This is a genomic window from Ulvibacter sp. 2210JD10-4, from assembly GCF_058148525.1.
The window spans coordinates 222,423-247,161 of sequence record NZ_JBYVJZ010000001.1 but is presented as its reverse complement, the minus strand read 5'-3'; the positions used below and the strand labels follow the sequence as shown (position 1 = coordinate 247,161).

The window sequence follows — 24,739 nt, the reverse complement described above, 5'->3', positions numbered from 1 at the left end:
TTAATGGACTTTAAGTGCTTTGGCCTGACCAACCCAATTATCGCGTTCGATTCTTCCCGGGAAAAAATCGATAAGCTCTGTAATGGTCATAATATCTCTATCGGTCAAACGACTTATCTGATCGTAGGTATATATATTAATTTCATTGAGTTTTTGTTCAATATAAGGGCCAATACCATTTATTTGAGTAAGATCATCACTGTCTTCAGCAGTAGCATAGCCAAAATTGTCAAAATTTAACTCGGGAGTAGATTTTGTATAGGTTACATAGCTGGTTCTTGCTTTTTCAATAATCTTTTCAGGTGGAGCGGGTGTAGGAGTGATTTCTTCTTGTGTCTCTTTAACTACTTCTATGATTTTTGGTTTTATTTCAGTAAATAGGGTTTCAATATCGTGAGCCTTTTTAGGAGATCTAAGAGAATTAACTTCTTTTTTTAGTCTTTTTACAGTTTGTTTGTATTTTGATTTATGCAACAACAAAGATGAAAAATAGCCAATAAGAAATGCACTCAACATTAAAATGAAAATGCCTAAGAGCTCCGGGTGCTGACTTATAAAATCTATTGGGTCTTTCATTTGTTCATATAAAATTTTACTTCAATTCGTCTATTAGTTTTTCTTCCTGAATCTGTATTATTTGTGTCCAAAGGTTCTGATTCCCCTTTTGAAACAGCTTTTATTTTCTTACGGTCTATATTGCCTCTATTTACTAAATACCACCTTACCTGCCTTGCAAACTGGAGCCCCAAAATATAATTATCGGTGGCATTCCCTACATTATCTGTATGTCCAATAACTTCAATCTTGATTTCGGGATTTTCATTAACAATCTGAATCACTTCAGTCAATAGTGTTTTTAAATTTTCATTAACCAGAATTCCGGTTGTGGAAAAGCTTGGATATACAATTCTGGATTCAGGGATTTTGTTTTTTAAAGCTTCAATTCTTGTGGTATCCAATGGCTTAAATAGAAATGAGAAGCTATTGGTAAAGGTTTGGTCTTCTTTAAAATCAATTTCTTTAATGAAGGGCTTTATCACTATTTTTTCAGAAGGAATACCAGTTTGTACAAGTATGTTTTTAATTTTTCTCCCTCTTTGAATACCTAGATTTGGAGATTCAATATTTTCATCGGCACTGTATATGGATGAAATATGAATTTCACGGTCGGGATGTTCAAGTATATATGTGTTCAGTTTGTATTTAAAATCAATTGTATTCTCAGGAATACTAACTTCCGGACTATTCTTTGTAATTATAATACCTTCGGTGAAAAGAAAGATAATATCTCCATCATTTGTAATTGCTTTTAAACCGGAAGCAGTTTCTGTGATTTCAATTTGGTTTTCTTGAGCAACAAACAAAGAATCCTCTATTGTAATAATTGGTAAAACAGAATCTTCCATAGAAGTACGGTTTTCAGTTTCTATTATAAGAGAATCTTTATCCAAATTATTATCTGCTATTTCAGTACTATTAGGTTGAAACTTAGAATATAACCATAACCCAAAAAACGACCACACCAGAAATACAGCAAAAGCAATTAAAAAATTTTTCATTTTGTGGCGGAGGGCGGTTTTATAATGAATTTAGGGTTTATATAAGCATTCTTAACAAATCTATAAAAATTATTGGCTTTACATTGACAAAATTTCACATCTTTTCCACATTATTTTAAACATAAATTTGATCTCATTTATAACTTATTATTTCTTTATACAAAGAGGGGTAAAGTATAGGTATTGTAGATTTACCAAAAAAAGGCTGAAAATCTATTCAGCCTTTTTTCATTGAATATATGATATTAACTATCTCAACCAATTTTTTTGAGATGCCCCTTTACTGTAGAAATAAAGGAAAATAGCTACAATGATCACTATTAATGGCATTATTACTGCCTGAGTGCCATAAACTTCCATAGCGTCTGTTGCAAATAGCCAGTATCCCATTTGGACAAGTACTGCCAATAACGATACTAAGAAAACCGGAACTGCCCATTTTTTCCTTAATAATAGCAATAAACAGCCTAAAAGCCCTGAAAAAACTGCAATAGCAAAAGCTGCTGTATACCATGAAGGCAATGAGTCCATTAATGCCAGCTGGTCTTCGGTCATTAGCTCCCTCATTTCATCTTTCATAAGTGTAGAAGACAAATACTGAAAAACACCCATAATGTTCCAGATAAGAGCAATTACAGCGATTATCCAAAATCCTGTATTGGGTTTATTTGTTGTTGTCATATCGATTGGTTTAAAGTTGAACCTTATAAATGTACATATTTTTAATTTATCTTTATCTTCCTAAATAAAATGAGATGAGTACTATAATTCCAAAAACTGTTTTTACTTTTTTAAATAATCTGAAGAAAAATAACCACCGTGACTGGATGCAGGAACATAAAAAGGAATATCAGGCTAATGAAAAAATACTGAAGGCTTTTTATGCTGAGGTTGAAGAAGGTTTGAATAAAACAGATAAAATTGCAAAACTAAAAGTATTCCGTATCAACCGTGATATACGTTTTAGTAAAGACAGAACACCGTATAATGTTCATAGAAGCGCTAGTTTTAGTAGAGCAGGAGAAGACAGGAGAGGTGGCTACTATTTACGGTTGGAACCGGGAAAATCGGCAATGGCCGGTGGTTTTTTTAGCCCTGAGCCATCCGATTTGTTGCGAATTCGGAAAGAATTTGAAATGGATGCTTCAGATATTCGAAAAATTTTAAATCAGAAAGATTTTAAAAAAGCATTTGATGGCTTTATTCAAGAATATGCTGTAAAAACTGCTCCGAAAGGTTTTAATAAGGAAGACCCTAATATTGACCTTATCAGGTTGAAGAGCTATTTTGTAGTGCATAACTTTACTGATGCCGAGGTTCTTTCCAAAGATTTTAAAGATAATCTATTGTATCATTACGAACTACTTCGCCCTTATTTTGATTATATGAGTGAGGTATTGACCACCGACCTTAACGGTGTTTCAATGCTGAAAAGTTGATGTTTAACAAAAATTAATGCTGTAAAATTTGTAATTATAAGCTTTTTAACTTATAATTGCTTTTTATAAGTCTTTAAACTTATAATTATATTTTATAAGCCATTTGGCTTATAATTTGAAATTATTATGAAAACAATTGCAGTACTTAGTGGAGATCTTATAAATTCTTCTCAATATGAAGCATCATTACTTAGAGCAGTAATAAAGCTTTTAAAACAAGAGTTTCAGGATATTATTAATCATCATCCAAAAACGAATATTACATTTTCTATATATCGCGGAGACAGTTTCCAGGGAGTGATAGAAGATCCAATGGTTGCACTAATGGCAGCTATGCAAATAAAAACTGCTGTCACAAAATATGTTGCTGAAAAAGAAAATTCTAAAAACAAAGCACCATTCGCAGATATTAGAATTTCAATTGGAATAGGAAAAGCTATTTACGAAAAAAGAGTTTTAGAGGAGAGTAATGGTGAGGCATTTCAGTTTTCCGGCAGGACCTTGGACGCTATGAAATCTGAAAGCTCCAAAATGGCACTTACAACTTCAAATCATGAGGTCAATGAAGAGTTTAAAGTCAGTTTCAAGTTTTTGGATTCCATAACAGACCGGTGGTCAACAGCTTCTGCAGAAGTAGTTTATTATCTCTTAAAAGGCTACACCGAACAACAAATTGCAGATGAGTTAAAGCGAAGCCAAACGGCTATACATTTGCGTAAAAAAGCGGCCGGGTGGGAAGAAATTCAACTATTATTAAAACGCTATGAACAGGTAGCTCAAAAGTACTTTGTATGAATCCGGAAACAGTTTTAGCGCTACAATTACTGCTGGCACATATTCTTACAGATTTTGTTTTACAAACGCAGGGCCTTGTATCTCAAAAACGAGAAAGCAAGCTAAGGTCATGGTTTCTGTACGTTCATGCTTTATTGGCGGGATTGCTTACTTTTCTTATTGTTCAGGATTGGAGCATGTGGGTCATACCAATTATTATTAGTGTTACTCACTTCTTTATTGATCTGTGGAAACTATACCAGAAAGAAGATTCTTTAAAATACTTTTTGCTAGATCAACTGTTTCATTTAATAGTTCTATTAGTTGTTTGGTTGTATCTCACAGAGAATTGTGAAGAAGTATTTCCATTTTTGGCATCGGTATTTGCATCAAAAAATACGTTAGTGATCATTACCGGATACTTAGTAGTTATTTTTCCTGTTGGTTTTATTATTGGTAAAGCAACACAACGATGGCAGGATGAAATTGCCAGGGAAGGAGAATTAACAAGTCTAAAAAAAGCCGGGCGTTATATAGGTATCTTTGAACGTATTTTGGTCCTCACATTTATCCTTACCCATAATTTTTCGGCCATTGGGTTTTTAATTGCAGCGAAATCCATTTTACGGTTTAGCGATAAAAACAAAAGTGGGGCTCGTAAGCAAACAGAGTATGTGTTGATTGGGACACTTATGAGCTTTGCACTTACTATTATTATTGGGTTCTTAATGAGCGTACTCGTAATCTAAAAGTTGAATATTACTCTTAAGTCGCTCCTTTACAATGTTCATCATTCGCTTGTTTAGTGCTGAAGAGTTCTCTATATAAAGTGCGTATTCTTCAATGGTAAATTGGCCAATAATGATCCCTTTTAAAGAATTACGGAATTTCATGTCCTTATGAATGGCATTTTCAATATAATCAAGCCGCTTTTCAATAGAAAGGTCATAAAATACATTTTTATGCTTCCGGACATAATTTTTAAAAACCGCAACAAGTAAATCATTTTGCAGTTTGCTAATAGGCCGTAAGGTTCTGTTTTGAAAAGATTCTTCAGAAGACATTGAATCATTTAACTGTGCTGAAGGTATTTGGGGGCGTAAACTCAATAGAGCGGTATCGCGTGCGTCCATGTTCTTTTGGTTTTATTAAAAATAATAAATTGCCTTGTAGCTTTTTTCTGAACACAGCATAGTTATAAACGTTGTTTTCAACAATTTTTTCGTTCTTAATATCTTTTTTTGAGCTTTTGATAAAAGCAGGTTCATTAAAGTTCTAAATTTGGGAGAAACAAAATTTGTTTATATTCAATATCAATTATAATTACTGATGCATTATGAATTTTGGAAAAGTTGACAATCCAGGAGAAATTGATTTTACATTGCCTAAAGATCATCCGGGTACCAGGGAAATACTCTCAAAATCTAAAAAAGAAATTAAGCCGCCTGCACTTTATGTAGGATGTGCCAAATGGAATAGGGCAGACCTAAAGGGTTTTTACCCACGAGGAACAAAGGACGAGTTGCAATACTACGCAACACAATTCAACAGCATTGAGCTCAACGCTACTTTTTACAGAATTTTTCCTGCAGAAACCTTTGCAGGATGGTATGAGAAAACACCGGATCACTTTCGATTTTTCCCTAAAATATTTCAAGGCGTAAGTCACTGGAAACGGTTGAATGATTTTGAAGCCTACCTAAACGAATATATTTTAAATGCTTCTAATCTGAAAGAAAAACTACAAATGCCTTTTTTACAATTGCACGGCAATTTTTCTCCTAAGAATATAGACAGACTTGTTCCTTTTTTTAAAGCTATCCCCAAAGATATTGACCTGGCAGTAGAATTTCGTCATACAGACTGGTTTAATGATGAAACAGTTGCCAACGAATTGTATAATATTTTGGAGCAATACAATATCACAAATATTGTTGTCGATACTGCCGGAAGGAGAGACCTTTTACACATGCGAATGACAAGTGATACTGCTTTTATACGCTATAACGGAGCAAATCATGAAAGCGACTATATCCGCCTGGACGACTGGATAGACAGGCTGGAGGAATGGCTGGATCAAGGATTACAGAATATTTACTTTTTTGTACACCAGAACATAGAAAAAGCATCTCCGTTATTATCTGCTCATTTTATTAAAAAAGCGAATGAACGTTTTGGAACTGAATTAAAAATACCGGTACTAGACAAGCAACCAACATTATTTTAATAAAATTTTCACATAATGAAAATTTCAACGAGACGGAAAAATGTAATTAAGCTTTGGCCGTTAGTTGATTTTTGTAAAATCGTTTCCAGTTGGTAATTCGAAAATCTCCAGTCCAAAATAAGGAATAGCAGCAAATAAGTGGTCAAAAATATTTGCCTGGATATGCTCGTAGTTCACCCAGCTCTTGTCGTAACTAAAACAAAATATTTCCAGAGGGATGCCTTTATCTGTAGGAGCTAAGTGCCGTACCATTAAAAACAGATCCTTGTTAATGGCCGGGTTTTCATGTAGAAAAGCATCAGCATATTTTCTAAAGACACCAAGATTTGTTTGGTTTCTGCCATTCACCAACAAACTCTTATCTGCTTCAGTTTGCTGATTGTATTTTTCAATATCTTTTTGGCGATGCTCTATATAAGGCTTTATAAGTTGAATTTTTTTTAAGTCCTCAATTTCTTCCGGAGAGAGAAACTTTATGGAATTTTGCTTGATAAAGACAGATCGTTTTATTCTTCTCCCTTTCGATTCCTGCATTCCACGCCAATTCTGAAAAGAATCTGAAATCAAACTATACGTAGGGATCGTTGTAAAAGTATTATCAAAGTTTTGAACACGAACTGTTGCAAGGCTTATTTCGGTAACATAACCATCTGCGCCATATTTACTAAATGTGATCCAATCACCAATACGTACAATATCGTTCACCGAAACCTGAACACTCGCTACAAAACCTAAAATAGTATCCTTAAAAATAAGTAAGACCACTGCAGAAACTGCCCCTAAAGTAGCTACACTTGCTATAGAGTAACCAGTTAGTAAGTTGATGATAAAGAAAATAGAAATACCCCAGACAAAGATCATAAGAACCTGAAGGTAGCTTTCAAGAGGCTTGTCACTATACTTCTCCTTACTTTGTAAATAATTTTTGGTAGTACGTAATATACTTCTTACTACAAGTGCACAAAGGACTACCAGATAAACTCCAATGACTATAAATACAATATCTTTAAGCAACGGATAGGCCGAAAAAATAAAAGGAGTAATGTACCAAACAATAGATAGTGGAACAAAATGAGCAATATATCTTGGGAAATTACTTTTTACCAAATAATCGTCAAAAGAAGTTACCGTCTTGTTACTAAAGGCTTTAAATGTCTGCACTACGATCTTGCGCACTACTATATCCAGCAGGGTCACAACAGCAGAAACAATCACAATTTTTAAAAGAGTGTTAATGGCTGTAGCCAAACCGGCTTCCATTCCTTTATCTGTAAAGAACTGTTGTAGCCAATCACTATAATACTCTATTGTTTGTTTATCCATTATAAATATTTCCGTTCAGCATAAAATGGCCCAAAAGGCAGTACAGAACAAGCCATTACAATTAAAAGGGTTTTTATTGGCCAATTTAATTTTTCATACATATAATAAGCACCAATGAGGTATATGATAAATAAAACTCCATGAGCCATTCCAACAATTTGTACCATTTGTGGCATATCCCAAATATATTTTAAAGGCATGGCTATACCCAGTAATACCAAAAATGAAATAGCTTCAAGCGTGCTAATAATTTTAAATGATCGTATTGAAATATCCACCGTATTAAATTTTGCTGCAAAGATAAGCTATGTATTAAAGCTGAATAACTTTTAAGAAGAATTTAATCTTTTTATTTCATTGATTACATGGTAGGGGAGTGTTTAAAGTTTCATAGCTCCAATTTTTTTTGAAACCGAAATGCCACCATTCGGTACGAACAGTTTTAAAGCCGTGTTTTTGCATTCCTTCAGATAACAATTTTCTGCGAGCAAGTATTTCTTCTGAAAAATTTTGATTGTCTATATGTGCAGCACGGCCAAAAAAATCATAATCACTGCCCATGTCTAAATAGCAGCCTTCCAAAGTAACCAAAGTAATATCCACAGCAGCTCCTTTGTTGTGAATGGAGCCTTTTTCATAAGGATTGGCAACATAAGTTGCACGCGGAACTTTGGCCCACATTTTTTTTTGTACATCCAAAGGGCGGTAGCAATCATAGATCTTTATACGGTAACCACGTTCACAGAAATATTGATTTGCAGCTAACAATGCCTTAGCTACCTTAGGTCGCAATAGGCATTTAGGGCAATCGTATAGCTTTTCTCCTATAAAATTATTAGGTGTGGCATATCTGATCTCGTATTCGAATTCTGAAGAGATCTCCGAAATATCCACCAAATCGTTTTGTGTATTTTTTTCAGAAGAAAAGCTAAAAATCAAAAGTAAAAGAGGAATGTATATATACTTTTCCATTCTGAAAGATAAAAAAAAGGGTTTTCATCGAAAACCCTTTTTTGATAATTGTGTACTTTCTTTTTAATTGGCTGAAAGTAAGGCCAAAAATTTATCTAAGTTAGGCAATATAACAATTCTGGTTCTACGATTGGTAGCACGTCCTTCCTTAGTTTCATTTTCGGTCAAAGGGTGGAAGCTACTTCTTCCGGCAGCGATCAATTTTTCCGGAGCGACACCATACGTATCTTGTAAGACTCTAATTACAGCAGTAGAACGCTCAACACTCAGATCCCAATTATCCTTGATATAAGAACCTTTTTTTACAGTTTGGGCATCTGTGTGCCCTTCAACCATTACTTCAAGAGCTGGTTCACTGTTAATAACATTTGCCAGTCTTTCCAATAGGTTATTTGCATCAGGATTTACGCGATAACTTCCGGATTTAAATAATAATTTATCCGAAATAGTTATCATTACTACAGTCTCATCAATATCTATTGAAATTTCATCTTCTTCACCTTCAGCTACTAAATTTGAATCTAAATTTCTTTTTAGGTTATAGGAGATAATAAGATTCATTGAATCTTCAAGTGTTCTTGCCTGTGCCAACTCGTCTTGGTCAACATTTTTTAAGGCGGCCTTCATTTTTTCTTTATCATCTTTGGATAGGACTACATTTTCAAACTGCTGTAGTCTGCTATTATTTGAATCTGTAAGTGATTGGATCTTAGAGTTGTAACTGGCAACCCGTTCCTCAATTTTAGCATACTTGGCTTCGATCTCTTCTTTTTCCATTTGAGTTTTAGCCAGTGCAGACCGTGTATCATTATACTGTCCTTCTAATTCAGCATATTTTTTGTTTGAAACACATGATGTGGTGACTACAAGTCCGGAAAGCAGGGTTAGTGCAATAAGTTTTTTCATTTTAATAAGTTTTTAGGTTTGTCATGCAAAGATAGCTTACTCAATTACCAAAATATTCTTTATGGATTGCTATTATTTTGTTAAATAAAAAGTGGTTTCTCTGGATAGTGTTAAATAGCTTGCCAATCGGATGTTGGCGAAATAGCCAAGTTTAAAGGGTTGAAGCATCTCTGTTTAAAAATATATCTGTTAAAATTTATACACACCTTACTTATTTTAAGTATCTTAAAACTAAAATTGAAATGAGCAATTATAAATTTAACCGTGTACTTCTTTTGCTATTCTGTTCTTTAAATGTAACAGCTCAGATTCCCGAAGGAGTACCGAAACCACATAACAATTCACCATTAGATCTTAGTAATCCTGTGGATGTTATCATTTATATAGTGATACCAATCCTTTTTGCAGTTTTATATGTTACAGGCAGAAAGCTAAAACAGAGGTAGTAACTCTTTTTACCTATTAACCTATTACTTTCTTGTTAATTTCTCTATGGATGTCCAACTACTCAAAGATGAATTACTTATATTGTTTGCCTTTAGCAGTCCTGTTCTTTGTATAAAAAATCTAAAAATTTATGGTTATTAAAAATACATCCCGAAAACTTATTCTTTACTTCCTATTTTTTTGTACCCTGCCAATGTTGGCTCAGGAAACAATATATAGTAAAGTCAGGGTCCAGATTGAAGATAAAGAAGATATACAAAGATTGGCTTCTTTGGACTTTGATATTGACCACTATGAAGCAGATCCTCAATCCGGAATTTCATTTTATGTCACTCAGGAAGAACTCCAAAGATTGCGATCGTATGGTTTCACAACTGAAGTGACCATACCAAATTTTGACGAATATTATAACCAGCAGCGATTATTGGATGAGGCAAATCTAGATGGTATTACCAGATCCGGAAATGTTGCAAACGGCTTTGATTTTGGTTCAATGGGTGGGTTTTATACGTATGATGAAGTAGTAGATAAATTGGACGAAATGAAAACCGATTACCCGAATCTTATAACCGCTAAAACCAGTATTGGTACAACTATAGAAGGGAATACGATCTGGATGGTTAAAATTTCGGACAACCCGGATGTTGACGAAGCAGAACCGGCAGTATATTTTGATGGCTTGCATCACGCCAGAGAGCCATTATCTATGGCAACAAATATAAACTATATGTTCTGGCTGCTTGAACACTATGCTACTGATACCGATGTTGAATTCCTCATAAACAACAGAGAGCTGTATTTTGTCCCGGTTGTAAATCCGGACGGTTACAAATACAATGAATCTACAAACCCTAATGGAGGAGGCTTGTGGCGTAAAAATCGAAAAGTAGATCCGGGTGGATGTGTAGGAGTTGATCTAAATAGAAACTATAGTTATGAGTTTGCTCATGATGGTTCTTGTGCAAGTACGGATCCATGCTCCAATACATACCATGGCGGAACCCCTTTTTCAGAATTAGAAAGTATAGCTGTTCGCGATCTAATGGCACTTATTGAGCCCAATACAGCTTTTTCAATACATTCAACTGCCGGAAGCTATTTAATGCCATACGGCTTTGATGTAACCCCTCCGGATTATGAAATTTATTCTGAATGGGCTTCTTCTTTTTTAGATGAAGTAGATTATCCTTATGGAGTTACTTTTCAAATGCTTGGATATACCTCTTGTGGAACTACCCGTGACTTCTTACACTCTGAAGGGATTTATGGATGGACACCGGAAATAGACGGGAGTGGGTTCTGGCCTCAGCAAAGCGAAATTTTTGGTCTCGTAGAGGAGAATGTTCGTCCAATGCTATATCAATCATGGATTGCGGGTGCTTATCTGGATGTACAATCCCACACACAAATTGGTGATGCCCTTCCCGGAGCATCTTTTGAGCTTGTAGTAGAAGTTAAAAATGTTGGAGTGGGAGATACCGCAGTCAATTCAAGTGTGATTATACAGGCTTCTGTACCCGAAGTAAATGTGCCAACGGCAACCGGATATGGTGATATCCCACCTCGATCCCGACAGGATAATAGTGCGAGTCCGTTTTCAATTTCTATTGATCCCTCTTTTACTGGGAGTTCATTTGTCTTAACAGTTTTTACAATTCAAAATGGGGTACCAAATGAAACCGCAGAAATAACGGTACGCATAGGAACGAAAGGTGTTATCTTTTTGGATGATGCCGAAGGTGGAGATTCTGATTGGACGGCTTCCGGCAATGGAATTTCCTGGGGCACTAATACTGATGATTCGTATAGTGGGGCTCAATCTTTTGGTGATTCGAATGGTGGAAATTCATTAAATAGTACGATCAATTATTTTATGTTGAATAATGGATTTGATCTTACAGCTACCAATAATCCGCAGGTATCATTTGCAAGTAAATACTCCATAGAAGCCGGAGATAATGTAACATTTCAAGTATCAACAGATGGTGGAAATAATTGGGATATACTGCGAACATTTACATCAAATGAATCCTGGCATATAAATTCTATAGACCTATCTGCTTATAAGGCATTTACAAATGTTGAGTTTCGATTTGCATTACAAACTAATAATTTCATCCCCGGTGATGGCTTCTATTTTGATGATTTTGAGGTTTCAGATTACACAACAGGAATTTTAGGTAACCAGGATTTTGATGTACTATCTAACGTTAGAATATACCCCAATCCCTTTGATACAGACATTTTAATCACCGGGATCAAAGGACCGAATGCTGTTTTTTATCTGTATGACCTGAATGGAAGAAGATTAAATTGTGAAGTGGTATACAAAACAAATGGATATCGTATAGCAGATATAAGTGGATTAATGAAAGGTATTTATTTTCTGAAGATAGAAAATGATAGCGGTGCAGGCGTTGTTAAAAAGTTGATAAAGAAATAAAATATCTGGTTTTTGGTGTAATTATTGTTATAAAGATTCTGAATTAAATTTGCTATGAAAATGAAACACTTCCTGGTATTTGCTATATGTATTTATAGTACGGCATCCCTTTTTTCACAAATAGAGAATCCCAATAATACTGTGCTTTTTGAAACTTCGGAAAGTAATTTTGAAGAATCTACAGGCTTAGAGTTACCGGCAATTAAAACACCAAATTTAACCAAACCCAATAATGACCCTGATAAATATTCAGATCTGGGAGAAGAACAACCGGAGCCATTGGATATTACAAAAGGGGATGGATTATTAGAATATAACTCCGGAAAGGCTCCAAAATATTTTACCAAAGATAAAGCGGTGACCGAAGATGTTGGTGGAGATCAATATTTAGGAGATTTTAAAACTACTTCAGGTACAGTAAATGTGCAATATAGAGATCATGAATTTGTTGACGGTGATCAAATTAGGGTTTTTGTGAATGAGGATATTGTACAATCCAGAATTACCTTAAATAGTGACTTCCGTGGTTTTAATCTTCCTCTACAAAGCGGAATAAACCGAGTCGAATTCCAGGCTCTAAATCAAGGTTCCTCAGGTCCTAATACAGCCGAGCTTCATGTGTATGATGATGAAGGAAAATTAGTTTCAGCTTATGAGTGGAACTTATTAACCGGTGATAAGGCAACTGTCATTATCGTAAAGCAATAAATAGTTTTATTCTTACTATAAGCTTTTAGAATAATTATTTTTTAAATGTAAAATATATTTTACAAAATAATAACTATATTTGCCATATTGTTAAATAAACTTATACTTATTATAAAATGATTTTAAAGAATATTTGGGAATGGGACAAACGGAATTTTGAAAGATTAAAAAGATTTCAACTACATCATCGTTTTAAAAAAATAGGAGTATTCCTTTTTTTAATTCTACTTTTTACTCTTATTGGTCTTAAATTTATTGAAAATGAACCGGCTTTATTAAAGACTATAATTAAAAGTGGCTTACTTGTCGGACTGCTTATAATATCGGTTTCAAAAGAGAAAATTGAAGATGAGCGTATTGTACACTTACGGCAGCAATCATATCAGATAGCATTTGTACTTGGTGTAATTTATTCTATAGCATTGCTTCCGTTTGTAAATTATATTGTAGACATTTTATTACAAAAAGAAGTTTTGGATTTTAGAACAAGTACTTGGGAGGTTCTTTTTTTTATGTTGGTTATGCAGATCTATTTCTTTAGGATGATGCTAAAAAAGTGTCAATAATGAAAAACACACTCAAAGTAGAGAGGGCCATATTAAACCTTACACAAGATGAACTCGCACAAAAAATTGGGGTTTCACGGCAGACAATTAATTCAATTGAAACCAACAGATATGTGCCATCTACAGTATTGGCCCTGAAATTATCAAGATTATTTGGTAAGCCGGTAAATCATTTCTTTACCTTAGAAGATAATGATTAGTATTATCTTTTATATAACACTGATCATTACGTTGATTATTCTCCGGCTTAATCTTCTATAACAGATTCTTCTTCTTTACTACGAAGTTTTTCAAGTAGTGCCTCGTAATCTTCTATTTCGGTATATAGCTTTCCTGCTAAACTTATTACCGGGTTGCTAACAGAATCCAGAGGTGTCCTTGTATTGGCAAGTGCCATAGCAATTTGTTTACGAATTTCCGGTTTTTCAGATAAGGTATGGGAGGTATATATATATTTACTTTGTTCAAGACTATTTACAATAGTATCACAAGTTCTGCAACCTTCCGTTATATAAAGAGTAATTTGTTTTTTTGGTTTGATCTTTATCGGAATCGCTTGTTTACGTAAAGCACGTCTGGACAAACTGTCGTTTAAAACCAACTCATATGTATAGCTTGGATGTTTCCCTCTTGCTAAAATCAGTGTTTTTACAAGTACTTTGGTTGCACTGGGAACTCTCATGAGTCGAGGCTTTCCGGCTCTTTGTCTGAAATTACTACCTGTAACAGTGATCATAACATCGTAATCTGTTTCAGATTCATTTACAGCGTATAAAGCTAATCGATTTGGAATTTTTTCTTCAACAATTTTAACGGGGCCTTCTTGAGCATATGCCTGAGATACAATTATGAACAGGACAAAAACAATTTTTTTTAGCATTATTTGGAGTTTTTCTTTTCGGGTTCAATATATGAATATTACTTGTCAATTGAAATAGTTAGCAGTGGTAATACTATAAAATATTGAAGTAATTTGAAGGTCTAAAGTGGATTTTAGTTTACTTTAATGTCTTCCAATGCTTCTATCTCACCGGATTTCATATCACCTAATAGTAGGTTACCTATTCGAACCCTCACAAGCCGAAGTGTTGGAAACCCTACTGCAGCAGTCATTTTTCGGACCTGTCTAAATTTACCTTCGGTTAAACAAATAGAGACCCAGGATGTGGGGCCGTGTCTGTCATCTCTCAGTTTTTTTGACCTTTCCGGAAAGTTAGGAGTATCAATTTTAACAGCTTTACATGGTTTTGTGATGTATTTTTTTCCGCTGAAACCTATTTCTACACCTTTTTCCAATGCATTGACAGCTTCAGTTGTAATTATACCATCAACCTGAGCATAATATTCTTTTTCTATTTTACTGCTATTTATAAGGTTGCTAAGTTTTCCATCTGTGGTAAGAAGCAATAAGCCTTCACTTTTTTCATCCAATCTTCCTATTGCCATAATTCCTTTCGGAAAATGGTGCAATTCATTCAATAATTTTTTACGGTGGCCTTTTACATCATTTGTTAAAAACTGACTTAAATAACCACATGGCTTGTGTATCTTAAAATGTTTGTGAATTGTTACTTTCATTGATAGGTGCTAATGTACCCTATAATTAAAATGTATCTTTGATCTTTCAGAAAAAATTAAATCAAAAAACTTTAAGCATGGGATTGACCAATAACGATATAATGAAAAAGCTACGTGTGGCGCATAAGCTCCGGGATGAAGATATTGTAAAAATATGTAGCCTGGTTGATTTTAAAGTATCAAAAAGCGAATTGGGTGCTATTTTCAGAAACCCTAATCACCCCAAATATATGGATTGTGGAGACCAGTTTTTGCGAAATTTCTTAAATGGATTGGTTATACATCTTAGAGGGCCAATGCCTCCAAAGAAGAAAACCGAAAATTAATAGTAAATAATTTAAAATAAAAAGCCGGCATCAGATACTTTTTGATGCCGGCTTTTTCCATTAATTAAACAATTCTCTAGAGAGCGCTCCATTTAATTCTAATGGGAATAGCGTCTTCGTGCATATTGTGAATGCTTTCTACAAAGTGAAGTAGTTTAGGTCGATTCTGCAAACTTATCTTTTTTCTCTTCTGAATATTTCGTAGCGTTCTCATTTTGGTTCGTTTTTTATAATTGATGAATTCTAAAAAGACTATCTATAGCGTCTTTTGTGGTTCCAGGTATAAGCTTTTGATGTGCTTATTCTTTCTGTTAATTGGTTGCTGTCTAATGTTCTCATTTTAGTTTAGTTTTGCGGTTGATAAATTTAAAAGACTATCTATAACGTCTTTTGTTGTTCCAGGTAAAAGCTTTTGATGTGCTTACTCTTTCTGTTAACTGATTGCTATCTAATGTTCTCATAATTTCTAGTTTTTTTGTTGTTATATCTAATAGACGACACAAATATGATTTTGTTACAGTACTGTGTAATGCAAAGTACTATTTTAACTATTTTTTAACCTTTAAGAAATTGAACGGGGAGCTTTATACATAAAAAAACGGCCTCCGGTAATTTGCCGGAGGCCGTTTAATTTGGTTTATAGAATACTCTAGAACCCTGCCGGTAGGGGGGCGGTACCGGTTTCGGAGTTTGCCATATCTATAGACACAGAATTTAGCCCTTTAGTAATAAAACCTTTTCTGTAAATAATTAAATTTAAATACATATCTACAGCTGTGCTCGAAAAATTAGAGCCTTGTTTTGTGTGAAATTCTGAATTATTTACAAATGCTCTTAAAAACCAGGTCTGAGTTGCGGGGTTTGCATATGCATACATTTGATAGCCCTCGATATTATCATCTGTAATGTTACTATGTGTCATTACACTTGTATTGTCTGTTACTGTTTCCAAATAATAGTATCCTTGTACAGTGACAATATAGTTATCTGTCGAAATTTTAGTGTCATAATCTTGTAAACCATCTGTTGAAAGGTTTCTAAAAACAAATTCAGCATAATTAATAGGGCCATATTTACTCGCGGTGATATCATATTCAATAATATTATCTGTAGGTGATAGGATCAATAACTTTGAGCCTCTAATTTCGGTATACGTACCCGGGTCCTCAAGGAACAAACTTCCATCTGTTTTAACATCGCCTATAACATCCAGAGTACTGGTTGGTGAAGGATTATTGATACCAACCTGGGCCAATATTGCACCAGAGCTTATTAATAATGTAAGAATAGTAATATTAAAATTTCTCATAACTGTAAATTAATATAGGTTAGGTATAGAAGAAGCTACTCCTGTATTACTACCTCCAAGATCTGAAGTAATAGGAGTCAGGTTTCTATAATAAGATTTGTCATACACGATCAATGTAACCTTATAAGTTACAGAATCTTCTGAATCCAGGTCTAAGGTTCTGTTTTTTATTTCTAAGTGCCAGGTTCCTCCACTGGTAAAAGTACGCACTACAAAATTTCCTATGGATTTTGTATCGGGGCTGTTTACTTTTTTGATCGCGTCTCCTATATATTGGAAATTAGCTACTCCAACTACATACTTGCTGTCATCGTATTGCAGATCCAGATCTGTAAGATTATCAAGTGATATGTTCGTAAAAGTATAATTTACAACATTTACAGGGGCTACACTTAATGAATTAACATCCAATACTGCAATTTCACCTACCGGATCTGAGCTGGTAGACCGTGTGATCAATTTAAAGTTTTCATCGGTTCCCGAAACAACTCCAAGAGAACTGGTTGCAAAGGAATCTTGAACTAACATATCACCTGCAACATGTAAATCTGTTTCAGGGGTAGTTGTTCCAATACCTACCTGAGCTTGAACCAGGTAAGTAGATAATAGCAATAATAAAAGAGATATATTATTTTTCATAATAAGCAGGTATTAATTTATTAGGGGGCTTGCGGCACTTCCTGTTGTCGAATTAGACATAGGGATTTCTATAGTGCCAAATTGTTTTGATAGATCTTTTGAAAATATAAGTGTCTTTACTGTCCAGGTACCTATTGCGGATTCATCTAAGTTTGCTACCATAGGATAATCTGCAATAATATGCCAGGTACCATTTTTTATAAAAGTAGCGGTATAAGGTAAACTGGAGTTATCAATAGCATTACTTGATCCACTTATTTCCAATTCCTGATCATAAAAGGCAGAGAAAGTAATAAGGACAAATTCTGAAGCGTCAATCCCGGTGTCAAAATCCCTTACCCAGTCTAGATCTGCATTCGTTATAATATACTCTTGTATATATCCAAGTGCAGCGCCTGTTGGATTACTTACATCCAAAGCCTTAACTGTATTGTCTGTATCCTGAACCAGGAAAGTGGAAGTGTCTCCATCCTCCATATCATTAAGAGTAACAATATCTATATTTCCGGAAATAGTTACATTACCAGCAACTTCTAATGTTTTTCTTGCATTAGTAGTTCCAATTCCAACTTGAGAAAATGAAGTATAACTATTACATATAATAAATGCGAATAGTAAAATACTCTGTAGGTTGTAAGTTTTCATTTTAATCTAATTTGGGACTACAAATATATAGTCTATACCCGTAAGTAGTTGTTAAAGAATAATTTGTAAAGTGCTTTATAACGAATATTAAATGTATTTCGTCGAATAATTTAAATATTAGCTATTTTTTTGTAGGAAAGAGTAGGAAGAAAGTATCGTTTTCTTCCAATATTTTTAAATCAATATTTTGAAAAACCATCTATATAATTTTTACGAATTGTAATTTTTTACCTAAATAATATATGTAGTATACAGATGATGAAGAATAATATCCATACAAAAGTCATTTATTAGACATAATTTAACTATTCTTAGAAAAAAATACTCTTATATTTGTCTAGTTAAAATTTTCCCTACAAGATTTTAAAGATTTTTACGTTATTAGAATTTGATTACCTTTTATAAATATGCCCCAAAAGACGAAAAAGAAAAGTTTTAAAAGATTACATAAGTATTACAGCTATACAGGATTTTATTCTTTTGTTAGCTATAGCTTAAAGAAATCGATCCTTCCAATTACCGGATTTATACTTCTTATTATAGTATTGGATCAATATGTAATTGATTTCAGTTCTTTTTTTACTGAAATTACCAACACCTATGCACCAGTTGGTATTTTGTCTGTCTTTTTTGCTTCAGAATCTTTGTTGGGTCTTATTCCCCCGGAGATTTTTATTGCGTGGTCAGATAAAACGGCATCTCCTATTGTTTATTTAAGCTTATTGGCAATATTATCTTATTTAGGAGGTATTGTATCTTACTTCATTGGAAAACTAATTTTACGAATTCCTGCAGTCTATAACTATGTTGAAGTCAGAATGGAGAAACATCTGCGAAATGTTCGCAAATGGGGTGGCTTTTTAATTATAGTAGGAGCATTGCTCCCCATACCATTTTCAATGACCAGTATGGCAGCAGGTACCATTAATTATAGTTTTAAGAACTATTTACTCTTTGGCAGCCTTCGCTTTGTTCGGTTCTATTTATTTGCAATTGCCATTTTTAATCTTGTTTAGTAGTTTGCAAGCAGCTTCCTTTTATCTTAAAATAAATAAGAAAATAGGAATGGTTTATTTACGGGTTTTATAAATTTGCAAAAGAGAATGAAAGGACTTACCATCATATTATCAATCTTTATGCTTTTACTGGCATTAAAGCCTTGTTCCGATGGTTTTAATCAGGACCATACAGATGAATTGGCGGTGAATGAAATCCACAACCATTCTAAAGACTCTGATGATTCCTGCCCCGCCTTGTGTATATGTATTTGCTGTGGCATATCTATTGTATATGAACCACTCATAAATTATAATGTTACCGGTAATCCTATTATTTATACTCAAACAAATAAATATTACCAATCTCAGTATTCATTTGATTTCCTTTCCAGTATCTGGCATCCGCCACAAACAATTAGCTAAATATGTTTTTGAGTAACCAGAACGCAACTTTCCTTATTAGTTAATTAAATACATTTTAAAATGATAAATTACTTTTTAAGCACTATGCTTATATTTTTGCTATGCGTATCAGCAGTAGCACAAACCAATACAATACAAATTAAAGTTAGTACCGAAATTAATAGCGAACCTCTTTTAGGTGCCACCGTTTATTTTTCGGAATTAGAAAAGGGAGCTGTCACAGATTTTGACGGCATTGCTACTTTTTCAGATATACCGGACGGGACACACAAATTGATTATTTCTTTTGTGGGATTTGTCACTATTGAAACAACGGTAACAATTCCGGAAACCAATATGCTGGAGTTCAGAATAAAAGAAGGAGAGAACACCTTGGACGAAATAGTGTTACAATCAACCCGAAGCACACGGACATTCAAAAAGACTCCTACACGAATAGAATTCATTGGGGCAGAAGAACTGAGCGAAAAAGCTGTTATGAATGCTTCTAACATTTCTATGGTGCTACGTGAAAGTACCGGAATACAAATGCAACAAACATCCTTAAGTAGTGGAAATACAAATATCAGAATTCAAGGTTTGGATGGCCGGTATACACAATTATTAAAAGATGGATTTCCTCTTTACGGAGGTTTTTCCAGCGGATTAAGCATTATGCAAATCCCTCCTTTGGACTTACAGCAATTTGAAATAATAAAAGGGAGTTCGTCTACCTTATATGGTGGCGGAGCCATAGCAGGGCTGGTCAATATGGTGTCAAAAACTCCGGATATGGACCCGGAACTTGATATCATGCTTACACAAACGCATGCTTTGGGAAGTACAGTAAATGTTTTCTACAGCAAACGAAATGAAACCTTTGGAATTACTTTGTACGGTTCAGGTCATTATCAAAAGGAATATGATCCCGATGATGATGGATTTACTAATCTGCCACAGACAAAGTCTATTTCCTTGAATCCGAAAGTCTTTTATTATCCTTCAGAGAATACTACGATCTGGTTGGGTTTAAATGGTACCTATGATGACAGACTGGGAGGCGATATTACAAAAATTGAAAGTGGAGAAAATGGTATTCACCAATATACCGAAGAAAATACTTCAAAGCGTCTAAGTAGTCAATTGGTTTATAAAACCCGATTCAGCGATGTAAATAGCCTGGACATTAAGAATAGTATTTCCTTTTTCGACAGAGAGCTAAACACGCCAGATCTTACATTTAACGGAGTTCAGGTCAATACCTTTACTGAAGCTGCTTATCAAATGCAAAAGGAAAAAACAGATTGGGTTTTTGGAGCGAACTTATATACTGTGGATTTTGACGAAAAATCTTCAGTATTACAGAGAGATCAGCAAGACATTACTTATGGGGCTTTTGTAAATAACATTTATGATATTTCTGAAAGCTGGATACTTGAGACAGGCATGAGAACCGATTATGCAAAAGATTGGGGTTTCTTTTCACTTCCTAAAATATCCATTCTCTTTAAAACCGATAGTTCTTTTTCAAGTAGAATAGGGGGAGGATTGGGATACAAACTACCGGATATTTTTACGGAAGAAGCAGCGTTTATTAATTATAAGAATGTAGCTCCCATTGACAAAGAATCTCTTAAAGCTGAAGAGTCTTATGGAATGAACCTGGATTTTAACTACAAGACAAAGATTTCAGAAACGGTGGGTTTTTCTATAAACCAGTTATTCTATCTAACTGCTATAAAAAATGGGTTGCTGTTAAATGATGTAGGTAATGACCAATTTGAATTTGAAAATGCACAAGATAAAATCTTCAGTAAAGGAGCCGAAACAAATATTAAGTTCACTTATAAAGATTTTAGATGGTTTTTAAATTATGCCTTCATTGATACGCGCCTTAATTATTTGGAAGGAAATCCGCAAAAACCTTTAACGGCAAGGCACAATGCAGGGAGTGTCATCATGTATGAAAATGAAAAGTGGCGCATTGGTTACGAAACGTATTTTACCGGAAGCCAACAGTTATTTAATGGAGATGAAACCAAATCCTATGTCACTATGGGGTTGTTAGGAATGCGAAATTTTAAATGGGGTAGTGTCTTTGTCAATTTCGAAAATATTACGGATCAGCGACAAAGCAGATTCTCACCTTTGGTATTACCTCCACATGAAAATCCGGTATTTCCTGAAATTTATGCTCCTACCGATGGAATTATTGTTAGTATGGGCGTGATCTTAAAGCCATTTGGGAATGATGAATAAGGGTAAATTGTCATAGGATATTTAGAGACCCGCCTTTCGGCGGGTTTTTGTTTTATAGGTAAACGTAGCTACTTTAAGTGATTTAAAGTTTCCTCTCTTTTTTATATCTTAACATTCAAATATAGAATCAACCAATACACCATGGCAAGAAGAAAATTCTGGCAGAGGCCGGCACTTCATTTTGAAGAAGAAGAGAATAAACATCGCAAAGTAACGTGGCTCGAACTATTTTTTGATCTGTACTTTGTAGTTGTAATTGCCGCATTAACACATAATTTGGCCGGGATGCTCAATTGGCAGGGAATTCTGGATTTTGCTCTTACGTTTATACCGGTCTGGTGGATTTGGATTGGAGTTACCTATTATAATGAACGCTTTGAGACCGAAGGGTTTGAAAACCGTTTATTTATTTTTCTTCTCATGATTCCTATTGCAGGGCTTGCAGTCTTCTCCCATGATGCGTTGGGGCATAATTTTATAGGATTTGTTTTGTCTTACGCACTGGCCAGGGTTATCACCGTTTTTATGTGGGCCTATGCTACATATCATAATAGAATATTTAGAAAATCCGGTTTAATCTACGTTATCGGTTTCTCTCTTTCGATCTTGCTATGTTTGTTTGCAGTGCTATTGCCACCATTTGCTGGAATTGTGGTTTTTGGAGTTGCGATGACCATAGATATTATTGTTCCTATGTTTGCTATCAAAGCTAATAGAATATTGCCAAAGTTCTCAACTTCAAAACTTCCGGAACGCTTTGGATTATTTATAATTATCGTATTAGGTGAGGGGATCGTAGGAACGATTAATGGAATTTCACAAAACGACCATATAGGCACCGGTGTTATTTATTTTGGAATTTTAGGTATCGCCATTACCTTTTCACTATGGTGGATCTACTTTGATTTTGTAGGTCGTCGTACTGCAGATAATAATAGCTCTTTTAAACAATTTGCTTGGGCCTATGCACATCTGCCTTTAGTAATTTGTTTTTCGGCAGTTGGGGCTGCTATGACCGGCCTTATTGGTCATGTGGGAGATTTGGATGAATTTGCAAAAATTATTCTATTGATCGCTTCGGGAGGTGCTTTAATTGTGATAGGTTGTATAGAACCGCTCTTAAAGAAAACTCACGATGAGCCAACACATTATTTTGTTAGTCCGCTACTAAAAATAATAACCGGGCTGAGTATTATTCTTTTTTCTTTCTTTTCTGAAGGAATACCGTCAAAATTGATCATGGGTATCATTCTTGCCTTTTTCTTAGTGAATATGATCTATTCATTATATGTCTGGTTTACACAGAATATAGATGATACAGAAGAAGTAGAAGTAGATATTGGAGCTTCAGAACAGCCATAAATGCTCATTAAAACCTGGATTCAGTAAGCCCCGATATACTTTTCCGAAAACTATTATAGAAACACTTGTAGTTACCTGGTGTTATTGTATTTTTAAGCTTAAATTCAGAAAAAAACCAACCACTATGAAAAATTTATTCAAAACCAATATTAAGAGATGGTCTTGTAATCTATTACTGGGAGTTTTATGTATGGTGCCTGCCACACTTCTTTCACAAACAAGAAGTTTCGAAGAGCTTAAGCAAATGCACAATGAAGTGCCGGATGATGCCTATGTGGAAGTTGATAAGGCCAGTATGGAAAGAAGTCCCGCATATCGCGTTGTTACTCCCAACTATTTTACCACACAGGTTAATATTGACGAAAATGGAAATAATATAGTAGGGGATGCAGGAAATGAACCTTCTATTGCAGTGGACCCAACCAGCCCAAATAAAATGGTGATTGGGTGGAGGCAGTTCGATACTGTAAATAATAATTTTCGTCAGGCTGGAAATGCATATTCTATTGACGGAGGTTATAACTGGATAAATCCCGGAGTATTGGATCCGGGAGTATTTCGTTCGGACCCTGTATTGGATTTTGATGCAGAGGGAAACTTTTATTACAATAGCCTTAGTATTAATCCTTTCGACTGTGAAGTATATACAAGTACAGATGGAGGGCAAGATTGGGGATTGCCTGTTCCTGCAAGAGGTGGAGATAAGCAATGGATGCGAATTGACAGATCCGGAGGAATAGGAGATGGTAATAATTATTCATACTGGAACTCTTCGTTTAGTGCTTGTAACCCTAATAATTTCACAAGGTCTGTTGATGATGCACAAAGCTTTGAAAGCTGCGTGTTGGTAGCCGGAGATCCTGTTTGGGGTACACTTGCGGTAGATGCAGATGGTACTCTATATACAGTAGGCCAAGTTACACAGGGACTAATCGTTACAAAATCTACAACGGCAAAGGATACATCGATACCGGTTACTTTTGATTCTTTTAGTCCTGTAGACCTGGATGGAAATTTAAATGCAAGTGTAGCAGTGAATCCTCAGGGCTTAGTAGGACAAGCCTGGGTAGATGTAGATATATCCGGAGGAGCAGGGCATGGGAATGTTTACGTATTGGCTTCGGTAGCAAGATCTTCTTTTGCAGATCCGGCGGACGTTATGTTTGCTAAAAGTGAGGATGGAGGTCAAACTTTTTCGGCGCCTATGCGAATAAACACAGATGTGGGAATTAACGCTTACCAATGGTTTGGTACCATGGCCGTAGCACCTAATGGACGTATTGATGTAGTTTGGTTAGATACACGGAATGCTACTAACGCAATTAATTCAGTGTTGTATTATAGTTTTTCTGAAGATCAGGGAGATACCTGGTCAGATAACGAACCTATCTCTTTAGAATTTGACCCTTCTGTTGGCTATCCACAACAAAACAAAATGGGTGATTATTTTGATATGGTTTCCGATAATGATTATGCGCACCTGGCGTGGACCAATACCATCAATGGAGGACAGGATGTGTATTATACACGTATTTCTCCGCTGGGGATTTTAAATGTTGACGATATTGCCGGAGCAAATCCGTTCAATCTTGTTAACTATCCTAACCCATTTAGTGATACAACTACACTGGAATTTACAATTCCTTCCGAAGAAAAAACCACAGTTGAAGTCTTTGATGTACGAGGTAGAAAATTGAGCACCTTGCTAAATGAAACCGTTTCCGGTAAGCAGCGCCTTATTTGGAACGGAACAGGTGATGATGGAACTAAATTAAATTCGGGTTTATATTTTATTGCAATTCAAACTAAAACTAAGCGATTAATTGTAAAGATATTGTTGCAGTAATTTCATATATT

The 24,739-nt window shown here is 34.8% G+C and carries 28 protein-coding genes; 15 read left to right on the top strand and 13 right to left on the bottom strand.

Annotation, left to right across the window (positions count from 1 at the left end; genetic code table 11):
- The 3 genes from ACY2RT_RS01215 to ACY2RT_RS01205 all read right to left on the bottom strand — a co-directional run bounded on the left by ACY2RT_RS01215 (window position 1) and on the right by ACY2RT_RS01205 (window position 2,240).
- Window positions 1-576: a helix-hairpin-helix domain-containing protein gene (locus ACY2RT_RS01215; RefSeq protein WP_490154043.1), complete on the bottom strand. Its 576-nt coding sequence runs from the start codon at window positions 574-576 to the stop codon at window positions 1-3.
- Window positions 573-1,559, bottom strand: coding sequence for an OmpA family protein (locus ACY2RT_RS01210; protein WP_490154042.1), 987 nt, complete (start codon window positions 1,557-1,559; stop codon window positions 573-575). The genes ACY2RT_RS01215 and ACY2RT_RS01210 overlap by 4 nt, the downstream gene beginning before the upstream one ends.
- 249 nt (window positions 1,560-1,808) lie before the next feature.
- A complete protein-coding gene (locus ACY2RT_RS01205) occupies window positions 1,809-2,240 on the bottom strand; it encodes a hypothetical protein (protein WP_490154041.1) in 432 nt (143 codons plus the stop codon).
- A gap of 74 nt (window positions 2,241-2,314) precedes the next feature.
- On the opposite strand from ACY2RT_RS01205, the gene ACY2RT_RS01200 reads away from it, so the two are divergent.
- The 3 genes from ACY2RT_RS01200 to ACY2RT_RS01190 all read left to right on the top strand — a co-directional run bounded on the left by ACY2RT_RS01200 (window position 2,315) and on the right by ACY2RT_RS01190 (window position 4,521).
- The gene (locus ACY2RT_RS01200; protein WP_490154040.1) at window positions 2,315-2,998 is read left to right on the top strand and encodes a DUF2461 domain-containing protein; all 684 of its coding nucleotides are present in this window, start codon (window positions 2,315-2,317) and stop codon (window positions 2,996-2,998) included.
- A gap of 126 nt (window positions 2,999-3,124) precedes the next feature.
- On the top strand, window positions 3,125-3,793 hold the full coding sequence (locus tag ACY2RT_RS01195; RefSeq protein WP_490154039.1) for a hypothetical protein: 669 nt from the start codon (window positions 3,125-3,127) through the stop codon (window positions 3,791-3,793).
- Window positions 3,790-4,521, top strand: a complete 732-nt coding sequence (locus ACY2RT_RS01190; RefSeq protein ID WP_490154038.1) for a DUF3307 domain-containing protein — start codon at window positions 3,790-3,792, stop codon at window positions 4,519-4,521. Before ACY2RT_RS01195 ends, ACY2RT_RS01190 begins: the two co-directional genes overlap by 4 nt.
- Here the strand turns inward: ACY2RT_RS01190 and ACY2RT_RS01185 are convergent.
- On the bottom strand, window positions 4,498-4,905 hold the full coding sequence (locus ACY2RT_RS01185) for a glyoxalase (RefSeq protein ID WP_490154037.1): 408 nt from the start codon (window positions 4,903-4,905) through the stop codon (window positions 4,498-4,500). The two genes, ACY2RT_RS01190 and ACY2RT_RS01185, sit on opposite strands and share 24 nt — an antisense overlap.
- 203 nt (window positions 4,906-5,108) lie before the next feature.
- Here ACY2RT_RS01185 and ACY2RT_RS01180 point away from each other — a divergent pair, with 203 nt between their 5' ends.
- A complete protein-coding gene (locus ACY2RT_RS01180; RefSeq protein ID WP_490154036.1) occupies window positions 5,109-5,999 on the top strand; it encodes a DUF72 domain-containing protein in 891 nt (296 codons plus the stop codon).
- 60 nt (window positions 6,000-6,059) lie between these two features.
- Here the strand turns inward: ACY2RT_RS01180 and ACY2RT_RS01175 are convergent, their stop codons facing one another.
- The 4 genes from ACY2RT_RS01175 to ACY2RT_RS01160 form a co-directional block, all read right to left on the bottom strand.
- Window positions 6,060-7,322 (bottom strand): mechanosensitive ion channel family protein, encoded by a 1,263-nt coding sequence (locus tag ACY2RT_RS01175; protein WP_490154035.1) that lies wholly within the window; start codon window positions 7,320-7,322, stop codon window positions 6,060-6,062.
- Window positions 7,322-7,600: a DUF3817 domain-containing protein gene (locus tag ACY2RT_RS01170; protein WP_490154034.1), complete on the bottom strand. Its 279-nt coding sequence runs from the start codon at window positions 7,598-7,600 to the stop codon at window positions 7,322-7,324. The genes ACY2RT_RS01175 and ACY2RT_RS01170 overlap by 1 nt, the downstream gene beginning before the upstream one ends.
- Before the next feature lie 76 nt (window positions 7,601-7,676).
- Complete coding sequence (locus ACY2RT_RS01165) at window positions 7,677-8,294, bottom strand: M15 family metallopeptidase (protein ID WP_490154033.1); 618 nt, start codon at window positions 8,292-8,294, stop codon at window positions 7,677-7,679.
- Between the two features lie 63 nt (window positions 8,295-8,357).
- Window positions 8,358-9,200 (bottom strand): OmpA/MotB family protein, encoded by an 843-nt coding sequence (locus tag ACY2RT_RS01160; RefSeq protein WP_490154032.1) that lies wholly within the window; start codon window positions 9,198-9,200, stop codon window positions 8,358-8,360.
- A 242-nt stretch (window positions 9,201-9,442) separates the two neighbouring features.
- On the opposite strand from ACY2RT_RS01160, the gene ACY2RT_RS01155 reads away from it, so the two are divergent.
- The 5 genes from ACY2RT_RS01155 (at window position 9,443) to ACY2RT_RS01135 (ending at window position 13,564) form a co-directional block, all read left to right on the top strand.
- Window positions 9,443-9,646, top strand: a complete 204-nt coding sequence (locus ACY2RT_RS01155) for a hypothetical protein (protein WP_490154031.1) — start codon at window positions 9,443-9,445, stop codon at window positions 9,644-9,646.
- Window positions 9,647-9,777: 131 nt separating this feature from the next.
- Window positions 9,778-12,090: a M14 family metallopeptidase gene (locus ACY2RT_RS01150; RefSeq protein WP_490154030.1), complete on the top strand. Its 2,313-nt coding sequence runs from the start codon at window positions 9,778-9,780 to the stop codon at window positions 12,088-12,090.
- 60 nt (window positions 12,091-12,150) lie between these two features.
- Window positions 12,151-12,798 carry a hypothetical protein gene (locus ACY2RT_RS01145; RefSeq protein WP_490154029.1) on the top strand — a complete coding sequence of 216 codons (648 nt, stop codon included), beginning with the start codon at window positions 12,151-12,153 and terminating at the stop codon, window positions 12,796-12,798.
- Between the two features lie 116 nt (window positions 12,799-12,914).
- Window positions 12,915-13,364, top strand: coding sequence for a hypothetical protein (locus ACY2RT_RS01140; RefSeq protein ID WP_490154028.1), 450 nt, complete (start codon window positions 12,915-12,917; stop codon window positions 13,362-13,364).
- On the top strand, window positions 13,364-13,564 hold the full coding sequence (locus ACY2RT_RS01135; RefSeq protein WP_490154027.1) for a helix-turn-helix transcriptional regulator: 201 nt from the start codon (window positions 13,364-13,366) through the stop codon (window positions 13,562-13,564). Before ACY2RT_RS01140 ends, ACY2RT_RS01135 begins: the two co-directional genes overlap by 1 nt.
- Window positions 13,565-13,611: 47 nt before the next feature.
- Here ACY2RT_RS01135 and ACY2RT_RS01130 read toward each other — a convergent pair whose 3' ends face one another.
- Entirely contained in the window at window positions 13,612-14,244 is a 633-nt protein-coding gene (locus ACY2RT_RS01130) for a hypothetical protein (RefSeq protein WP_490154026.1), read from the bottom strand.
- A 113-nt stretch (window positions 14,245-14,357) separates the two neighbouring features.
- The gene (locus tag ACY2RT_RS01125) at window positions 14,358-14,942 is read right to left on the bottom strand and encodes a pseudouridine synthase (protein WP_490154025.1); all 585 of its coding nucleotides are present in this window, start codon (window positions 14,940-14,942) and stop codon (window positions 14,358-14,360) included.
- A 77-nt stretch (window positions 14,943-15,019) separates the two neighbouring features.
- Here ACY2RT_RS01125 and ACY2RT_RS01120 point away from each other — a divergent pair, with 77 nt between their 5' ends.
- Window positions 15,020-15,268, top strand: coding sequence for a DUF1456 family protein (locus tag ACY2RT_RS01120; RefSeq protein ID WP_490154024.1), 249 nt, complete (start codon window positions 15,020-15,022; stop codon window positions 15,266-15,268).
- Between the two features lie 649 nt (window positions 15,269-15,917).
- Here the strand turns inward: ACY2RT_RS01120 and ACY2RT_RS01115 are convergent.
- From ACY2RT_RS01115 to ACY2RT_RS01105, 3 genes are read right to left on the bottom strand one after another with little or no spacing between them, the layout of a single operon-like run.
- Window positions 15,918-16,577 (bottom strand): hypothetical protein, encoded by a 660-nt coding sequence (locus ACY2RT_RS01115; protein ID WP_490154023.1) that lies wholly within the window; start codon window positions 16,575-16,577, stop codon window positions 15,918-15,920.
- 9 nt (window positions 16,578-16,586) lie between these two features.
- Window positions 16,587-17,216, bottom strand: coding sequence for a hypothetical protein (locus tag ACY2RT_RS01110; RefSeq protein ID WP_490154022.1), 630 nt, complete (start codon window positions 17,214-17,216; stop codon window positions 16,587-16,589).
- Between the two features lie 12 nt (window positions 17,217-17,228).
- A complete protein-coding gene (locus ACY2RT_RS01105) occupies window positions 17,229-17,861 on the bottom strand; it encodes a hypothetical protein (RefSeq protein WP_490154021.1) in 633 nt (210 codons plus the stop codon).
- A gap of 407 nt (window positions 17,862-18,268) precedes the next feature.
- Between ACY2RT_RS01105 and ACY2RT_RS01100 the strand changes: the two genes are divergently transcribed.
- The 5 genes from ACY2RT_RS01100 (at window position 18,269) to ACY2RT_RS01080 (ending at window position 24,728) form a co-directional block, all read left to right on the top strand.
- Window positions 18,269-18,877 (top strand): YqaA family protein, encoded by a 609-nt coding sequence (locus tag ACY2RT_RS01100; RefSeq protein WP_490154020.1) that lies wholly within the window; start codon window positions 18,269-18,271, stop codon window positions 18,875-18,877.
- Window positions 18,878-18,964: 87 nt separating this feature from the next.
- Window positions 18,965-19,282, top strand: a complete 318-nt coding sequence (locus ACY2RT_RS01095; protein WP_490154019.1) for a DUF6660 family protein — start codon at window positions 18,965-18,967, stop codon at window positions 19,280-19,282.
- A gap of 84 nt (window positions 19,283-19,366) precedes the next feature.
- The gene (locus ACY2RT_RS01090) at window positions 19,367-21,520 is read left to right on the top strand and encodes a TonB-dependent receptor (RefSeq protein WP_490154018.1); all 2,154 of its coding nucleotides are present in this window, start codon (window positions 19,367-19,369) and stop codon (window positions 21,518-21,520) included.
- A gap of 141 nt (window positions 21,521-21,661) precedes the next feature.
- Window positions 21,662-22,882, top strand: a complete 1,221-nt coding sequence (locus ACY2RT_RS01085; RefSeq protein ID WP_490154017.1) for a low temperature requirement protein A — start codon at window positions 21,662-21,664, stop codon at window positions 22,880-22,882.
- Window positions 22,883-23,006: 124 nt separating this feature from the next.
- A complete protein-coding gene (locus ACY2RT_RS01080) occupies window positions 23,007-24,728 on the top strand; it encodes a sialidase family protein (protein ID WP_490154016.1) in 1,722 nt (573 codons plus the stop codon).
- Window positions 24,729-24,739 lie beyond the last annotated feature (11 nt).

Excerpts from the sequence above, each read along its gene's own strand:
- ACY2RT_RS01185 (WP_490154037.1), bottom strand. The coding sequence starts at position 4,905 with ATGGACGCACGCGATACCGCTCTATTGAGTTTACGCCCCCAAATACCT.
- ACY2RT_RS01190 (WP_490154038.1), top strand. The coding sequence starts at position 3,790 with ATGAATCCGGAAACAGTTTTAGCGCTACAATTACTGCTGGCACATATT.
- ACY2RT_RS01145 (WP_490154029.1), top strand. The coding sequence starts at position 12,151 with ATGAAACACTTCCTGGTATTTGCTATATGTATTTATAGTACGGCATCC.
- ACY2RT_RS01195 (WP_490154039.1), top strand. The coding sequence starts at position 3,125 with ATGAAAACAATTGCAGTACTTAGTGGAGATCTTATAAATTCTTCTCAA.
- ACY2RT_RS01115 (WP_490154023.1), bottom strand. The coding sequence starts at position 16,577 with ATGAGAAATTTTAATATTACTATTCTTACATTATTAATAAGCTCTGGT.
- ACY2RT_RS01205 (WP_490154041.1), bottom strand. The coding sequence starts at position 2,240 with ATGACAACAACAAATAAACCCAATACAGGATTTTGGATAATCGCTGTA.
- ACY2RT_RS01175 (WP_490154035.1), bottom strand. The coding sequence starts at position 7,322 with ATGGATAAACAAACAATAGAGTATTATAGTGATTGGCTACAACAGTTC.
- ACY2RT_RS01110 (WP_490154022.1), bottom strand. The coding sequence starts at position 17,216 with ATGAAAAATAATATATCTCTTTTATTATTGCTATTATCTACTTACCTG.
- ACY2RT_RS01130 (WP_490154026.1), bottom strand. The coding sequence starts at position 14,244 with ATGCTAAAAAAAATTGTTTTTGTCCTGTTCATAATTGTATCTCAGGCA.
- ACY2RT_RS01140 (WP_490154028.1), top strand. The coding sequence starts at position 12,915 with ATGATTTTAAAGAATATTTGGGAATGGGACAAACGGAATTTTGAAAGA.
- ACY2RT_RS01200 (WP_490154040.1), top strand. The coding sequence starts at position 2,315 with ATGAGTACTATAATTCCAAAAACTGTTTTTACTTTTTTAAATAATCTG.
- ACY2RT_RS01165 (WP_490154033.1), bottom strand. The coding sequence starts at position 8,294 with ATGGAAAAGTATATATACATTCCTCTTTTACTTTTGATTTTTAGCTTT.
- ACY2RT_RS01080 (WP_490154016.1), top strand. The coding sequence starts at position 23,007 with ATGAAAAATTTATTCAAAACCAATATTAAGAGATGGTCTTGTAATCTA.
- ACY2RT_RS01135 (WP_490154027.1), top strand. The coding sequence starts at position 13,364 with ATGAAAAACACACTCAAAGTAGAGAGGGCCATATTAAACCTTACACAA.
- ACY2RT_RS01180 (WP_490154036.1), top strand. The coding sequence starts at position 5,109 with ATGAATTTTGGAAAAGTTGACAATCCAGGAGAAATTGATTTTACATTG.
- ACY2RT_RS01085 (WP_490154017.1), top strand. The coding sequence starts at position 21,662 with ATGGCAAGAAGAAAATTCTGGCAGAGGCCGGCACTTCATTTTGAAGAA.
- ACY2RT_RS01090 (WP_490154018.1), top strand. The coding sequence starts at position 19,367 with ATGCTTATATTTTTGCTATGCGTATCAGCAGTAGCACAAACCAATACA.
- ACY2RT_RS01215 (WP_490154043.1), bottom strand. The coding sequence starts at position 576 with ATGAAAGACCCAATAGATTTTATAAGTCAGCACCCGGAGCTCTTAGGC.
- ACY2RT_RS01095 (WP_490154019.1), top strand. The coding sequence starts at position 18,965 with ATGAAAGGACTTACCATCATATTATCAATCTTTATGCTTTTACTGGCA.
- ACY2RT_RS01210 (WP_490154042.1), bottom strand. The coding sequence starts at position 1,559 with ATGAAAAATTTTTTAATTGCTTTTGCTGTATTTCTGGTGTGGTCGTTT.
- ACY2RT_RS01100 (WP_490154020.1), top strand. The coding sequence starts at position 18,269 with ATGCCCCAAAAGACGAAAAAGAAAAGTTTTAAAAGATTACATAAGTAT.
- ACY2RT_RS01150 (WP_490154030.1), top strand. The coding sequence starts at position 9,778 with ATGGTTATTAAAAATACATCCCGAAAACTTATTCTTTACTTCCTATTT.
- ACY2RT_RS01160 (WP_490154032.1), bottom strand. The coding sequence starts at position 9,200 with ATGAAAAAACTTATTGCACTAACCCTGCTTTCCGGACTTGTAGTCACC.
- ACY2RT_RS01105 (WP_490154021.1), bottom strand. The coding sequence starts at position 17,861 with ATGAAAACTTACAACCTACAGAGTATTTTACTATTCGCATTTATTATA.
- ACY2RT_RS01155 (WP_490154031.1), top strand. The coding sequence starts at position 9,443 with ATGAGCAATTATAAATTTAACCGTGTACTTCTTTTGCTATTCTGTTCT.
- ACY2RT_RS01120 (WP_490154024.1), top strand. The coding sequence starts at position 15,020 with ATGGGATTGACCAATAACGATATAATGAAAAAGCTACGTGTGGCGCAT.
- ACY2RT_RS01125 (WP_490154025.1), bottom strand. The coding sequence starts at position 14,942 with ATGAAAGTAACAATTCACAAACATTTTAAGATACACAAGCCATGTGGT.